11 protein-coding genes and 1 tRNA gene are annotated in these 15,506 nt (G+C 48.1%); all 12 read left to right on the top strand.

The features are described 5' to 3' along the window. Nucleotides 1-191 precede the first annotated feature (191 nt). The 12 genes from J3B89_RS20565 (at nt 192) to fusA (ending at nt 15,387) form a co-directional block, all read left to right on the top strand. A tRNA-Trp gene (locus J3B89_RS20565) sits at nt 192-268 on the top strand. 74 nt (nt 269-342) lie between these two features. Next, complete coding sequence (gene secE, locus J3B89_RS20560) at nt 343-717, top strand: preprotein translocase subunit SecE (RefSeq protein WP_215399494.1); 375 nt, start codon at nt 343-345, stop codon at nt 715-717. A 15-nt stretch (nt 718-732) separates the two neighbouring features. After that, on the top strand, nt 733-1,260 hold the full coding sequence (gene nusG / locus J3B89_RS20555) for a transcription termination/antitermination protein NusG (protein ID WP_405047799.1): 528 nt from the start codon (nt 733-735) through the stop codon (nt 1,258-1,260). A gap of 120 nt (nt 1,261-1,380) precedes the next feature. Next, a complete protein-coding gene (gene rplK, locus J3B89_RS20550) occupies nt 1,381-1,809 on the top strand; it encodes a 50S ribosomal protein L11 (RefSeq protein WP_027672427.1) in 429 nt (142 codons plus the stop codon). A gap of 3 nt (nt 1,810-1,812) precedes the next feature. Beyond that, a complete protein-coding gene (gene rplA, locus J3B89_RS20545; protein WP_215399492.1) occupies nt 1,813-2,514 on the top strand; it encodes a 50S ribosomal protein L1 in 702 nt (233 codons plus the stop codon). 284 nt (nt 2,515-2,798) lie between these two features. Next, entirely contained in the window at nt 2,799-3,293 is a 495-nt protein-coding gene (gene rplJ, locus J3B89_RS20540; RefSeq protein WP_068231322.1) for a 50S ribosomal protein L10, read from the top strand. 64 nt (nt 3,294-3,357) lie between these two features. Next, a complete protein-coding gene (rplL, locus tag J3B89_RS20535; RefSeq protein ID WP_215399491.1) occupies nt 3,358-3,723 on the top strand; it encodes a 50S ribosomal protein L7/L12 in 366 nt (121 codons plus the stop codon). Nucleotides 3,724-3,897: 174 nt separating this feature from the next. Then, nucleotides 3,898-7,923: a DNA-directed RNA polymerase subunit beta gene (gene rpoB / locus J3B89_RS20530; RefSeq protein ID WP_215399490.1), complete on the top strand. Its 4,026-nt coding sequence runs from the start codon at nt 3,898-3,900 to the stop codon at nt 7,921-7,923. A gap of 65 nt (nt 7,924-7,988) precedes the next feature. Further along, nucleotides 7,989-12,170: a DNA-directed RNA polymerase subunit beta' gene (gene rpoC / locus J3B89_RS20525; RefSeq protein ID WP_215399489.1), complete on the top strand. Its 4,182-nt coding sequence runs from the start codon at nt 7,989-7,991 to the stop codon at nt 12,168-12,170. A 152-nt stretch (nt 12,171-12,322) separates the two neighbouring features. After that, on the top strand, nt 12,323-12,697 hold the full coding sequence (gene rpsL / locus J3B89_RS20520) for a 30S ribosomal protein S12 (protein ID WP_019677787.1): 375 nt from the start codon (nt 12,323-12,325) through the stop codon (nt 12,695-12,697). 90 nt (nt 12,698-12,787) lie between these two features. Beyond that, a complete protein-coding gene (gene rpsG, locus J3B89_RS20515) occupies nt 12,788-13,258 on the top strand; it encodes a 30S ribosomal protein S7 (protein WP_027672433.1) in 471 nt (156 codons plus the stop codon). A gap of 26 nt (nt 13,259-13,284) precedes the next feature. Beyond that, entirely contained in the window at nt 13,285-15,387 is a 2,103-nt protein-coding gene (fusA, locus tag J3B89_RS20510) for an elongation factor G (protein WP_215399488.1), read from the top strand. Nucleotides 15,388-15,506: the final 119 nt, after the last annotated feature.

Raw genomic sequence — 15,506 nt, 5'->3', positions numbered from 1 at the left:
GGTGCAGGCGTAGTATCAAAAATCCTGGCGTAATAGCTAAGATGTGAAAAGGCCCCGTAAGGGGCTTTTTTTATGGCACCGCGCATTTAAAAATAACGCAATAAGAGACACTAAGCTTGTTTTAGCTTACTAAGACAGTATAATGAGCGGCTATTTGAAAACCCGGCGATATGTCTGGTTTACAACCTTGTAGGGGCATAGTTCCAATTGGTAGAACAGCGGTCTCCAAAACCGATGGTTGGGGGTTCGAATCCCTCTGCCCCTGCCAATATTTTTCGGCATAGTGTAAGCTCTGCCGGTAGTGTGTTGCTATAAGCAAGTCAAGGTGAAGTGAGTCAAAGCATGAACGCAGCAAGTGAAACCCCAAAAAGCGGATTTGATGTAGTCAAGTGGTTGCTGGTCTTTGTTATTTTGTCACTGGCAGTAGTAGGTAACTACATATATGAGCTATCTGCATTAGAGCGTGCAATTACTATTGTAGTGTTAGTAATTATTGCTGGCGTAGTGGCAGGACAGACGCAAAAAGGCAAAACCTTTATAAACTTCGCTAAAGAAGCACGTACCGAGGTACGTAAAGTAGTTTGGCCTACCCGGCAGGAAACCATGCAAACTACACTTGTGGTGTTAGTTGCTACGGTAATCATGGGGTTAATCCTGTGGGGGTTAGACGCCATTTTATTGCGCGTTGTGTCTTTTTTAACAGGATTGGGGATCTAAGCCATGGCTGGAAAAATGCGTTGGTATGTAGTGCAGGCTTTTTCAGGCTTCGAGCAACGGGTTGCAACCTCTTTGCGTGAACATATCAAAATTCACCAGATGGAAGATAAATTTGGTGAAGTGCTGGTACCTACCGAAGAAGTAATAGAAATGCGGGCCGGGCAGAAGCGTAAGTCTGAGCGCAAGTTCTTTCCTGGCTATGTGCTGGTGCAGATGGAAATGTGCGAAGAGGCCTGGCACTTAGTTAAAAGCGTGCCGCGGGTATTAGGTTTTATTGGTGGTACTTCAGATCGCCCTGCACCTATTTCTGAAAAAGAAGCCATGACCATCCTGAACCGTTTACAGGATAATATTGATAAGCCGAAGCCGAAAACATTGTTTGAAGCCGGTGAAGTGGTACGTGTTACCGAAGGCCCGTTTGCCGATTTCAATGGTGTGGTTGAAGAAGTAGATTACGAAAAGAGCCGCGTAAAAGTATCGGTATTGATCTTCGGCCGTTCTACTCCGGTAGATTTGGAATTTGCTCAGGTCGAAAAAGCTTAAGATAACGATTGTAACCGGGCGCTGATTAAAATATAATCTGCGCCCTTTTTAACATTGGGAAGCCGTTTGAGTAAGTGTCCTCGCATTTACAAGGCTACGACCCAGAAACAGAGGTGAAACATGGCAAAGAAAGTCACTGCACTTATTAAACTGCAGGTTAAAGCCGGTATGGCTAACCCGTCGCCACCGGTAGGTCCGGCGCTGGGTCAACATGGTGTAAATATCATGGAGTTCTGTAAAGGCTTTAACGCCCGTACAGAAAGCCTTGAGAAAGGTATGCCAATTCCGGTAGTAATTACTGTATACAGCGATCGTTCTTTCACGTTCGAAACCCGTACTCCTCCAGCATCTTTCCTGTTACTGAAAGCCGCTGGTTTAAAAGGTGGTTCAGGTCGTCCTAACACCCAGAAAGTAGGTAAAATCACAGCAGCTCAGGTTGATGAGATTGTGAAGATCAAGCAGCCGGATTTAACTGCTGCAGATCATGCTGCTGCGGTGCGTACCATTGAAGGTACTGCCCGTTCAATGGGTTTAGTGGTGGAGGGCTAACAGATGGCTAAATTAACTAAACGCGCTAAGTTAATCCGTTCTAAAGTGGATTCAACCCGCGAATACGATATCAACGAAGCCGTTGCTCTGTTAAAAGAATTAACAGCTGGCAAATTTCTGGAAAGCGTTGATGTTGCTGTAAATCTGGGTATTGATGCCCGTAAATCTGACCAGAACGTGCGTGGTGCTACTGTACTGCCTCACGGTACTGGCCGTACTGTTCGCGTTGCCGTGTTTACTCAGGGCGCTAACGCAGAAGCTGCTAAAGCTGCCGGTGCTGACATCGTTGGTATGGAAGACTTAGCTGAACAGGTTAAGAAAGGCGAGATGAACTTCGACGTAGTGATCGCATCACCAGACGCTATGCGCGTTGTTGGTATGTTAGGTCAGATCTTAGGCCCTCGTGGTTTAATGCCTAACCCGAAAACTGGTACTGTTACACCTAACGTAGCAGAAGCAGTTAAGAACGCGAAGGCAGGTCAGGTTCGTTACCGTAACGACAAGAATGGTATTATCCATTCTACTATCGGCAAAATCGATTTTGATGCTGATAAGTTAAAAGAGAACCTGGAAGCCTTACTGGTTGCGTTAAAGCGCGCCAAGCCTTCAGTGGCAAAAGGTGTTTTCATTAAGAAAGTCACTATTTCTTCTACCCATGGTGCAGGTTTAACTCTGAGCCAGGCCTCACTGAGCGCAACGGTTTAAGGTGTAGTGCTTTACAGGGCAGCGTGATTATTTTATAATCGCGCGCTCATTTTTAGGGTAGGAGCCGTATTTCTTCGGAAATAACGGCTTCCGTCCAAGACCGTAGGTGTCGTGATTTTCTTTTGAAATGAATGACTTAAAATGCAAAACCTACGCAGACGGTGCAGGCCCCAGAAGAATTGATTCTTTCTGGTCTCACCGTAAATCGCGCGCTTTATGGCAACATAAGGCGATGTGTAGGCAAACGGGCAATAATGCCCGGATGAACCAGGAGTTAAAAGCCAATGGCTATTAAGCTTGAAGACAAAAAAGCACTTGTTGCTGAAGTCCAGGAAGCTGCCAAAGGTGCTCTATCTGCGGTAGTCGCAGACGCTCGTGGTGTCACTGTAGGCAAAATCACTGCGCTGCGTAAGCAGGCGCGTGAAGCTGGTGTATGGATGAAAGTTGTCCGTAATACGCTGGTTCGCCGTGCAGTAGAAGGCACCGAGTTTGAGTGTCTGAACGATGTATTCGTAGGCCCGACGTTAATTGCGTTCTCTAAAGAGCACCCAGGTGCTGCAGCGCGTATCTTCAAAGATTTCGCCAAAGAGAATAAAGACTTCGAGCTGAAAGGTGCAGCGTTTAATGGCGCCACGGTAAACATTGAAGTGTTAGCATCGTTACCAACTTACGACGAAGCTATTGCACGTTTAATGAGCACTATGAAAGAGGCAGCAGCCGGCAAACTTGTACGTACAATTGCCGCGGTTCGCGACCAAAAACAAGAGCAAGCCGCGTAATTTTACGCTTGGTTTGATACAGAGTTTAATTTGGGCCAAGGCCCCTAATTTAGGAATCTGAGCAATGTCAGTGACTAAAGATCAAATCTTAGATGCTATCGCAGCAATGTCTGTAATGGATGTAGTTGAGTTAGTAACTGCAATGGAAGAAAAGTTCGGTGTGTCTGCAGCTGCTGCTGTAGCAGTTGCTGCAGGTCCTGCTGCTGCTGTTGAAGAACAAACTGAATTCAACGTAATTCTGGCTGGTGTTGGTGCTAACAAAGTTGCTGTTATCAAAGCAGTACGTGGCGCGACCGGTTTAGGTCTGAAAGAAGCGAAAGACCTGGTTGAGAGCGCTCCAGCTCCAATCAAAGAAGGCGTTTCAAAAGCAGAAGCAGAAGCTCTGAAGAAAGAACTTGAAGAAGCTGGTGCATCTGTTGAAGTTAAATAATCCGGCTTATACCGGATTATTCGCCTGAAATTCAGGCCGGGCTGGTGATGAATTAATCACCGGCCTTTTTGCGCTGTGGGACAATGATTTCCCCACCCCTGTTGATACTATGGCTGGTATCAAAGCAACCTGTCGCGGGTTGTTGGGAAAAAAATCAGCAAGCTGAGGAACCCCATGACTTACTCTTATTCTGAGAAGAAACGTATCCGTAAGGACTTCGGCAAACGTCCGGAAGTATTGGATGTGCCATACCTGTTGTCGATTCAAATCGAGTCGTTCAGCAAATTTATCGAGCCTGATCCGGAAGGAGATTACGGTTTAGAAGCCGCATTCCGCTCTGTATTCCCTATAAAAAGCTATTCAGGCAGTGCGGAATTGCAGTACGTCAGCTACCGCATCGGGGAACCCGTATTTGACGTAAAAGAATGTCAAATCCGTGGTGTTACTTACTCAGCACCATTACGTGTAAAACTGCGCATGGTGTTATTCGATAAAGAAGCACCAGGCACAATCAAAGATATCCGTGAACAAGAAGTCTACATGGGCGAAATCCCGTTAATGACAGAAAACGGTACCTTTGTTATTAACGGTACTGAGCGCGTTATCGTATCTCAGCTACACCGCAGCCCGGGTGTGTTCTTTGATCACGATCGTGGTAAAACCCACTCATCAGGCAAGGTACTGTATAATGCTCGTGTTATTCCTTACCGTGGTTCCTGGTTAGATTTCGAATTCGATGCTAAAGATAACCTGTTTGTGCGGATTGACCGTCGCCGTAAATTACCGGCCACTATTCTGCTGCGCGCACTGGAATTTAGCACTGAAGATATCCTGAGCACTTTCTTTGAAAGCACTCAGTTTGAAATTAAAGACGGCAAGTTAATGATGGCTGTAGTGGCCAACCGCTTACGCGGTGAAACCGCCGGTTTTGATATCAAAGACAACGATGGCGAAGTCATAGTAGAACAAGGCCGTCGTATTACTGCACGCCACGTGCGTCAGCTGGAAAAAACCGGCATGACCATGATGGAAGTACCACACGAATATGTGGTAGGCCGTGTGCTGGCAAAAAATTACGCTGACCGTTCAACCGGAGAGATTATTGCCGAGGCGAACGCAGAGCTCACGCTGGAGCTGTTAGCAAAACTGGCTAAAGCCGGTTATGAGAGTTTTGAAACTCTGTATATTAACGACCTGGATCAGGGCCCTTATGTTTCTGAGACTATTCGTATTGATCCAAGCAGCAACCGGATGGAAGCGCTGGTAGAAATTTATCGTATGATGCGCCCGGGTGAACCGCCGACGCGTGATGCGGCTGAAACCTTGTTTGAAAACCTGTTCTTCTCGGAAGACCGTTATGATTTATCCACGGTTGGCCGGATGAAGTTTAACCGCCGTGTTAACTTTGAAGAGGGCGTCGGTACCGGCGTACTGAGCAAAGAAGACATTCTGGCGGTCATGAAAGTATTAATCGACATCCGTAACGGTAAAGGCGAAGTGGACGATATCGACCACTTGGGTAACCGTCGTATCCGTTCAGTTGGCGAAATGGCGGAAAACCAATTCCGTGTTGGTCTGGTACGTGTTGAGCGTGCGGTGAAAGAGCGTCTGTCACTGGGTGACTTAGATGCTGTTATGCCACAGGATCTGATCAACGCCAAGCCAATCTCTGCCGCTGTAAAAGAGTTCTTTGGCTCAAGCCAGCTGTCACAGTTTATGGATCAGAACAACCCGCTGTCAGAAGTGACGCACAAGCGTCGTATTTCTGCTTTAGGCCCGGGCGGTTTAACGCGTGAGCGTGCCGGCTTCGAAGTACGTGACGTACATCCGACGCACTATGGTCGTGTATGTCCAATCGAAACGCCTGAAGGTCCGAACATCGGTCTGATTAACTCACTGTCGATGTTTGCCCAGACTAACGAGTATGGCTTCCTTGAAACACCATACCGTCGCCTGGAAAATGGCGTGGTAACTGACGAAGTCGATTTCCTGTCAGCCATTGAGGAAGGCAACTTTGTTATCGCTCAGGCGAACGCTGAACTGACTGCTGAAAACCGCCTGTCAGAAGAATTGGTACCTTGTCGTTACAAGAACGAATTCACCCTGATGCCGGCTGACAAAGTACAGTATATGGACGTAGCACCACAGCAAATCGTATCGGTTGCTGCGGCGTTAATTCCGTTCCTGGAACACGATGATGCTAACCGCGCACTGATGGGCTCGAACATGCAACGTCAGGCGGTACCAACACTACGTGCTGACAAGCCGCTGGTCGGCACCGGTATTGAGCGTGTGGTAGCGAAAGATTCAGGTGTTACTGTGGTTGCCAAACGTGGCGGCGTAATCGATTATGTTGATGCCAGCCGTATCGTAATCAAGGTAAATGAAGATGAAATGGTAGCCGGTGAAGCCGGTATCGACATCTACAACCTGACTAAATACACCCGTTCTAACCAGAACACCTGTATTAACCAGCGCCCTTGCGTAAACCATGGCGAGCCAATCGAGCGTGGTGATGTACTGGCTGACGGCCCGTCTACCGACTTAGGTGAACTGGCGTTAGGTCAGAATTTACGCGTAGCCTTTATGCCGTGGAACGGTTACAACTTCGAAGACTCGATTTTGTTATCTGAGCGCCTGGTGCAGGAAGATCGCTTAACCACTATTCATATTCAGGAATTAAGCTGTATCGCCCGCGATACTAAACTTGGACCTGAAGAGATCACCGGCGATATCCCTAACGTAGGTGAGTCTGCGCTGTCTAAGCTGGACGAAGCTGGTATCGTTTATATCGGTGCTGAAGTGAAAGGCGGTGACATTCTGGTGGGTAAGGTGACACCTAAAGGTGAAAGCCAGTTAACGCCGGAAGAAAAACTGTTACGTGCTATCTTCGGTGAGAAGGCGTCTGATGTAAAAGACTCATCACTGCGGGTACCAAACTCGGTAACAGGTACTGTTATTGATGTACAGGTATTTACCCGTGATGGCGTAGAGAAAGACAAGCGTGCGCGTGAAATCGAGGAAATGGAAGTCAAACAGGCGAAGAAAGACCTGAATGAAGAATTCCGTATCCTCGAAGCCGGTATTTTTGACCGTGCCCGTAACCTGCTGGAACAAAGCGGTGTTGACCGTGCCAAGCTGGACGCGATGAAAGGCGATGCGCTGTTTAATCAAAGCTTAAGCGACGAAGATAAACAAAACGATCTGGAACAGTTAGCTACCCAGTACGAAGAAATTCGTGTTGAGTACGACAAAAAGTTTGAAGCCAAGCGTCGTAAGATCATCCAGGGTGATGATTTAGCACCGGGCGTACTGAAGATCGTTAAAGTGTATCTGGCGGTAAAACGCCGTATCCAGCCAGGCGATAAGATGGCGGGTCGTCACGGTAACAAGGGTGTTATCTCAACTATCGTGCCGGTAGAAGATATGCCATATGACGAGCATGGTAAGCCGGTTGATATCGTACTGAACCCGCTGGGCGTACCATCGCGGATGAACATCGGTCAGATCCTGGAAACACACTTAGGCTTAGCGGCCCGTGGTATCGGCGATAAGATCGATGCGATGATTAAAGACCAGAAAGAAACGGCAGAAATCCGTGACTTCCTGACCAAAGTGTATGCACTGGGTGAATCACGCCAGGACGTAGATGTTGCCAGCTTTACTGATGACGAAGTACGTCGTTTAGCCGAAAACCTGCGTAAAGGCTTGCCTGTTGCGACACCGGTATTTGATGGCGCGAAAGAAAGCGAAATCAAGCAGTTGCTTGAACTGGGTGACTTACCGTCAAGCGGTCAGATCACATTGTATGATGGCCGTACCGGCAATACCTTCGAACGTAAGGTAACCGTAGGTTACATGTACATGCTGAAACTGAACCACCTGGTAGACGATAAGATGCACGCGCGTTCTACCGGTTCTTACAGCTTAGTAACGCAACAGCCGCTGGGTGGTAAAGCTCAGTTCGGTGGTCAGCGTTTCGGTGAGATGGAAGTGTGGGCACTGGAAGCATACGGCGCAGCATACACGCTGCAGGAAATGCTTACCGTTAAGTCGGACGACGTTAACGGCCGTACCAAGATGTATAAAAACATCGTTGACGGTGACCACAGAATGGAACCTGGCATGCCAGAATCTTTCAACGTATTGATGAAAGAGATCCGTTCGCTCGGTATTAACATCGAATTGGAAGAGGAATAAACCGACCTTGAGTTGGGGGGCAGGCAACTGCCCCATTCCGGTTTACCTCTTACAGGAGAGCTAAGGTGAAAGACTTATTAAAGTTTCTGAAACAACAAACTAAAACCGAAGAGTTTGATGTTATCCGTATCGGTTTATCTTCGCCGGACATGATTCGTTCATGGTCCTTTGGTGAAGTGAAAAAGCCAGAAACGATCAACTACCGTACCTTTAAACCCGAGCGTGATGGTTTATTCTGCGCCCGTATTTTTGGCCCGGTAAAAGATTACGAGTGCTTGTGCGGTAAGTACAAACGTTTAAAGCACCGCGGTGTGATCTGTGAAAAGTGTGGCGTTGAAGTAACCCTGACTAAAGTACGTCGCGAGCGCATGGGCCATATTGAACTGGCCAGCCCGACAGCCCACATTTGGTTCTTAAAATCACTGCCGAGCCGTATCGGTTTGCTGCTGGATATGACATTACGTGATATTGAGCGCGTGCTGTATTTCGAAAGCTATGTGGTAACTGAGCCGGGTATGACGTCGTTAGAACGCCGTCAGATGCTGACTGAAGAAGAATACTTAGACGTGCTGGAAGAGCATGGCGACGAGTTTGAAGCCAAGATGGGTGCTGAAGCCATTCTGGACATCTTAAAAGGCATTGATCTGGCAACAGAAATCAAGCAAATGCGTGAAGAGCTGCCAACTATCAACTCTGAAACCAAGCGCAAAAAAATCAGCAAGCGTCTGAAACTGATGGAAGCTTTCCACACTTCTGGCAACAAACCAGAGTGGATGATTATGACAGTGCTGCCAGTATTACCACCGGATTTACGTCCATTGGTGCCACTGGACGGCGGCCGTTTTGCCACCTCAGATCTGAATGATTTGTACCGTCGCGTTATTAACCGTAATAACCGTCTGAAGCGTCTGTTAGATTTATCTGCGCCTGACATTATCGTACGCAACGAAAAGCGTATGCTGCAGGAAGCGGTAGATGCGTTACTGGACAACGGCCGCCGTGGTCGTGCTATTACCGGTTCTAACAAGCGCCCACTGAAATCTTTGGCCGATATGATCAAAGGTAAACAAGGTCGTTTCCGTCAGAACCTGCTAGGTAAGCGCGTTGACTACTCAGGCCGTTCGGTTATCACCGTAGGTCCTACGCTGCGTTTACACCAGTGCGGTCTGCCGAAGAAAATGGCGTTGGAATTGTTCAAGCCCTTTATCTACGGTAAGTTAGAAGCCCGCGGTTTAGCCACGACTATTAAAGCGGCTAAAAAGATGGTTGAGCGCGAAGAAGGCGCAGTATGGGACGTGCTGGACGAAGTGATCCGCGAGCACCCGGTACTGTTAAACCGTGCACCAACACTGCACCGTTTAGGTATTCAGGCGTTTGAACCGGTACTGATCGAAGGTAAAGCTATTCAGTTACACCCGCTGGTGTGTGCGGCTTATAACGCCGACTTCGACGGTGACCAAATGGCGGTACACGTACCGTTAACACTGGAAGCACAGTTAGAAGCCCGTGCGTTGATGATGTCAACTAACAACGTACTGTCGCCAGCTAACGGCGAGCCAATCATCGTACCTTCACAGGACGTTGTATTAGGCTTGTATTACATGACGCGAGAGGCTATCAATGCCAAAGGCGAAGGCATGTTATTCAAAAGTGCGAAAGAAGCTGAAAAGGCTTTCCGTGCTGACTGTGCCAGCCTGCATGCCAAAGTAAAAGTGCGGATCACCGAAGTGGAATTCGGCGAAGATGGCAGCCGTACCGAAACCACAGCAGTGCGTGATACTACTGTTGGCCGCGCTATTCTGTATTCTATCCTGCCGGAAGGCCTGGCCTTTGATTCAATCAACCAGGCTATGGGTAAAAAGCAGATTTCACGTTTATTAAATGGTGCTTACCGTCGTATCGGCCTGAAAAAGACCGTTATTCTGGCTGACCAAATCATGTATACCGGTTTCCACTACGCCATGTTATCAGGCGTATCGGTAGGTATTAACGATATGGTTATTCCGGCAGCGAAAACTGAAATTATCGACGCGGCAGAAGCCGAAGTTGCAGAGATTCAGGACCAGTTCCAACAAGGTCTGGTTACGGCCGGTGAAAAGTACAACAAAGTTATCGATATCTGGTCAACCGCCAATGAAGTGTTGTCCAAGGCGATGATGGACAACCTGTCTAAAGAAGACGTGGTTGACCGCGACGGTAATACTGTACAGCAGCAGTCATTTAACTCGGTATACATGATGGCCGACTCCGGCGCCCGGGGTTCACCGGCGCAGATCCGTCAGCTGGCAGCAATGCGTGGTCTGATGGCAAAACCGGATGGCTCTATCATTGAAACGCCGATTACGGCGAACTTCCGTGAAGGCTTAAGTGTATTACAGTACTTCATCTCTACCCACGGTGCCCGTAAAGGTCTGGCCGATACCGCACTGAAAACAGCGAACTCCGGTTACCTGACCCGTCGTCTGGTAGACGTAGCACAAGACTTAGTTGTTACTGAACAGGACTGTGGTTCTGATCAGGGCATTATCATGAAACCACTGATTGAAGGTGGTGACGTGGTAGAAGGTCTGCGTGAGCGCGTGCTGGGCCGGGTAGTTATTGGTGATGTAGTATCACCAACAACAGGCGCAGTGTTGGTTGCTGATGGTACTATGCTGGACGAGCAACTGTGTGATCTGTTAGAGCAAAACTCTATTGACGAAGTACACGTACGTTCAGTAATTACCTGTAAGACAGACTTTGGTGTGTGTGCCAAGTGTTACGGCCGTGATTTAGCGCGTGGTCACCTGATCAACGCCGGTGAAGCTGTCGGTGTTATCGCAGCACAATCAATCGGCGAACCAGGTACACAGCTAACGATGCGTACTTTCCACATCGGTGGTGCGGCATCACGGGCGTCAGCAGAGAACAGCGTACAGGTTAAAACTGCCGGTACCTTAAAACTGCAAAATGCTAAGTTTGTACGTAATGCTGATAACAAAATTGTTATCACCTCACGTTCTGCTGAAGTGACAGTGTTTGACGAATTAGGTCGTGAGAAAGAGCGTTATAAGCTGCCGTACGGTTCAATCCTGACGACAGACGACAATGCCAAGATCACTGCCGGTCAAATTGTGGCGAACTGGGATCCGCATTCACACCCGATTATTGTTGAGCGCGGTGCCAAGGTTAATCACAGCGATGTGGATGATACCAACACTGAAGTACAACAGGATGAACTGACCGGTTTAACCCGTACCGTGGTGAAAGATTTGGCCAAGGCGAATGCTAAAGAGCCAAAACTTATTCTGACCATGGACGACGGCGCGCTGCAGGAAATCCGTTTACCAAGCTTTACCACTATCGAAGTAACCGATGGTGCCAGCGTGAAAGCCGGTGAAGTATTGGCACGTATTCCACAGGAAAGCTCAAAAACCCGCGACATCACCGGTGGTCTGCCGCGCGTTGCCGACTTATTTGAAGCGCGTAAACCAAAAGATCCAGCTATTCTGGCCGAGATCTCCGGTGTGATCAGCTTCGGTAAAGAAACCAAAGGTAAGCGCCGCTTGTTAATCACGCCGGAGCAGGGTGATGTGCATGAAGAGATGATCCAAAAATGGCGTCAGGTCAATGTGTTTGAAGGTGAGCGCATTGAAAAAGGCGAAGTTATCTCTGAAGGCCCGGAGTCAGCACACGATATCCTGCGTTTACGTGGTGTTCATCATGTAGCCAGTTACATCGTGAACGAAGTACAGGACGTTTATCGTCTGCAGGGTGTTAAGATCAACGATAAGCACATCGAGACCATTATCCGTCAGATGCTGCGTAAGTGCTTAATAACCAACCCGGGTGACAGTGAGTTCCTCGAAGGCGAAATGGCTGAAGTGGCCCGCGTCAATATCGCTAACCGCGAATTGGAAGCGGCCGGTAAAATGCCAGCGCAGTACGAGCGTTCTTTACTGGGTATTACCAAAGCGTCACTGTCGACTGACTCGTTTATTTCGGCAGCGTCGTTCCAGGAGACTACCCGCGTTCTGACTGAAGCCGCTGTAGGCGGTAAGATAGACGAACTGCGTGGTCTGAAAGAAAACGTTATTGTTGGCCGTTTGATCCCGGCAGGTACCGGTTTTGCGTATCATCAAAACCGTGCCCGCCTGCGTCAACGTGCTGGCAGTGGCGAAGTTGTTGAACCGACAATGAGTGCAGAGACGGCAGAGCAAGCTTTATCTGACGCTCTGAATATGGATTTGTCAGGTAACGACGACTAAAAGCAGGGAAATAGGGCTGATTGCTGGCTAAATTAGCAGCAATTGGCTTTGTTCCTTGACAGGTCAAAGCTTGACCATTAGAATTCCGCGACCCTGATTTTGGGGTGCGGAATTTTCACGTTTATTGGGTATATATTAACCAGGAGTATTTAATGGCAACAATCAACCAGCTAGTGCGTAAGCCGCGCAGCCAGAAGGTAGCCAAGAGCACCGTTCCGGCGCTTGAAGCTTGCCCGCAGAAGCGTGGTGTTTGTACCCGTGTATACACCACTACACCTAAGAAGCCAAACTCAGCATTACGTAAGGTATGCCGTGTTCGTTTAACTAACGGATTCGAAGTTTCTTCTTACATTGGTGGTGAAGGCCATAACCTGCAAGAGCACAGTGTTGTGCTTATTCGCGGTGGCCGGGTAAAAGACCTGCCAGGTGTGCGTTACCACACCGTACGCGGCACTTTAGACTGTGCCGGCGTTAAAGATCGTAAACAAGCCCGTTCTAAGTACGGCGCAAAACGGCCTAAGAAATAACGGTACTCCGTTAGTAAGGCCAAACTAAACAACTTTTTTTCTTTACTGTATTAAAAGTTTTGGAATCACCTGAAGCAATCGGAGTTACGAATGCCAAGAAGACGCGTCATAGGTCAACGTAAAATTCTTCCAGATCCTAAATTCGGAAGTGAATTACTTGCCAAGTTTGTAAACGTCGTTATGGTCGACGGTAAAAAATCTACAGCCGAATCAATCGTATACGGCGCATTAGAGTTAGCTGCTACTAAGTCTAAGAAAGAACATTTAGACATATTTGAAGTAGCACTGGACAACATTCGTCCAACGGTCGAAGTTAAATCACGCCGCGTAGGTGGTTCTACCTATCAGGTACCATGTGAAGTTCGCCCGGTACGTCGTAATGCTCTGGCAATGCGCTGGTTGGTTGAAGCTGCCCGTAAACGTGGTGAAAAATCAATGGCTCAGCGTTTGGCTGGTGAAATGCTGGACGCCGTTGACAACAAAGGTTCTGCAGTGAAAAAACGTGAAGACGTGCACCGTATGGCCGAAGCTAACAAAGCGTTCGCCCATTTCCGTTGGTAAGCCCGTCTTAACAAGAGGATATTATTGTGGCACGTACAACCCCAATAGAACGCTACCGTAACATTGGTATTTGTGCGCACGTCGATGCGGGTAAAACAACTACGTCTGAACGTATTTTGTTTTACACGGGCCGCTCTCACAAGATCGGTGAGGTTCATGACGGTGCTGCAACTATGGACTGGATGGAGCAGGAGCAGGAGCGTGGTATTACTATCACGTCAGCTGCGACGACGACATTCTGGGCTGGTATGCAGCAACAATTTGAACAGCACCGTATCAATCTGATTGATACCCCTGGGCATGTTGACTTCACTATCGAAGTAGAGCGCTCTTTGCGCGTACTGGATGGTGCTGTTGTTGTGCTCTGTGGTTCTTCAGGTGTACAACCGCAAACAGAGACTGTGTGGCGTCAGGCCAACAAGTACGAAGTTCCGCGGATGATCTTTGTGAACAAGATGGACCGTACCGGTGCCAACTTCCTGCGCGTGGTAAAACAAGCGCAAACGCGATTAAACAGCACCATAGTGCCAATTCAGCTGCCGATAGGCGCTGAAGATGACTTCAAGGGCGTAGTCGACCTTATCAAAATGAAGGCCATCAACTGGAATATGGAAGATCAGGGTATGACCTTCACTTATGAGGACATTCCGGCCGATATGGTTGATGAATGTAACCAGTGGCGTCAGAACATGATCGAAGCGGCTGCCGAGGCAAGCGAAGAGTTAATGGAACGTTACCTAGAGGGTGACGAGTTCTCTGAAGACGAAATCCGTCAGGCCCTGCGTGACTTAACCCTTCGTAACGAAGTTGTGCTGGTAATGTGTGGTTCTGCCTTTAAGAATAAAGGCGTTCAGGCGATGTTGGATAACGTAATTTATTACCTGCCATCACCGACTGAAGTAAAAGCCATTACCGGTATCAATGAAGACGAGACAGAAGGTGAGCGTCACTCCAGTGATGACGAGCCGTTCTCTGCTTTGGCGTTTAAAATTGCAACCGATCCATTCGTTGGCACTTTGACTTTCTTCCGTGTGTATTCAGGCGTCATCAGTTCAGGTGACACTGTATATAACCCGGTGAAACAAAAGAAAGAGCGTATTGGCCGTATCGTACAGATGCATGCTAATGCCCGCGAGGAGATCAAAGAAGTTTGTGCCGGCGACATCGCTGCCGGTATTGGTTTTAAAGACGTAACAACAGGTGATACTTTGTGCTCACCAGACCATATTATCACTCTGGAACGTATGGAGTTCCCGGAGCCGGTAATATCTGTTGCTGTCGAGCCGAAAACTAAAGCTGATCAGGAAAAGATGGGTATTGCGCTGGGTAAACTGGCGGCTGAAGATCCTTCTTTCCGTGTACATACTGACGAAGAAACCGGTCAGACGATTATTTCTGGTATGGGTGAATTACATCTGGACATTATCGTTGACCGTATGCGCCGTGAGTTCAAAGTAGAAGCTAATGTGGGTAAACCCCAGGTTTCTTACCGCGAAACACTGCGTGGCGCTACTGAAGTTGAAGGTAAGTTTGTGCGTCAGTCAGGTGGGCGTGGTCAGTTTGGTCACTGTTGGCTAAAAATTGAGCCACAGGAAGAAGGCGCCGGTTATCAGTTTGTGAATGCCGTTGTCGGTGGAGTTATTCCAAAAGAGTATATCCCAGCGATTGATAAAGGTATTCAGGAACAGATGAAAAACGGCGTTCTTGCTGGCTACCCGGTAATTGACGTTAAAGTTACAGTGTTTGACGGTTCGTACCACGATGTTGACTCAAACGAAATGGCGTTTAAAATCGCTGCTTCAATGGGCTTCAAAAAGGGTGCACTGCAAGCCAAGCCGGTTATCCTTGAGCCAATTATGAAAGTTGAGGTGGTAACACCGGAAGACTTCATGGGTGATATTGTTGGTGACTTAAACCGTCGCCGCGGTATTATCAACGGCATGGAAGATGCACCTGGTGGTATCAAAATCGTTGATGCGCATGTGCCACTGTCTGAAATGTTTGGTTATGCAACCAACATGCGGTCGTTAAGTCAGGGGCGCGCTTCATACTCAATGGAACCATTGAAGTATGCTGAAGCTCCTAACAACGTGACAGAAGCAATTATCGCTGCGCGTAAAGCATATTAATAACTTAGTTTGGCCTGCAAAGCAGGCCGCAATTAAATAAAGAAGGGTCTATTCATGGCTAAGGCTAAATTTGAACGTAATAAACCGCACGTAAACGTAGGCACCATCGGTCACGTTGA

The organism is Rheinheimera oceanensis (genome assembly GCF_018831085.1).
Classification (GTDB): Bacteria; Pseudomonadota; Gammaproteobacteria; order Enterobacterales; family Alteromonadaceae; genus Alishewanella; species Alishewanella oceanensis.
The sequence above is the reverse complement of the archived record's forward strand: the minus strand, read 5'-3'. Positions and strand labels throughout refer to the sequence as shown.

Coding starts and splice junctions, on each gene's coding strand:
- rpsG (WP_027672433.1), top strand. CDS start 12,788: ATGCCAAGAAGACGCGTCATAGGTCAACGTAAAATTCTTCCAGATCCT.
- rplL (WP_215399491.1), top strand. CDS start 3,358: ATGTCAGTGACTAAAGATCAAATCTTAGATGCTATCGCAGCAATGTCT.
- rplJ (WP_068231322.1), top strand. CDS start 2,799: ATGGCTATTAAGCTTGAAGACAAAAAAGCACTTGTTGCTGAAGTCCAG.
- nusG (WP_405047799.1), top strand. CDS start 733: ATGCGTTGGTATGTAGTGCAGGCTTTTTCAGGCTTCGAGCAACGGGTT.
- rpsL (WP_019677787.1), top strand. CDS start 12,323: ATGGCAACAATCAACCAGCTAGTGCGTAAGCCGCGCAGCCAGAAGGTA.
- rplK (WP_027672427.1), top strand. CDS start 1,381: ATGGCAAAGAAAGTCACTGCACTTATTAAACTGCAGGTTAAAGCCGGT.
- rplA (WP_215399492.1), top strand. CDS start 1,813: ATGGCTAAATTAACTAAACGCGCTAAGTTAATCCGTTCTAAAGTGGAT.
- rpoB (WP_215399490.1), top strand. CDS start 3,898: ATGACTTACTCTTATTCTGAGAAGAAACGTATCCGTAAGGACTTCGGC.
- secE (WP_215399494.1), top strand. CDS start 343: ATGAACGCAGCAAGTGAAACCCCAAAAAGCGGATTTGATGTAGTCAAG.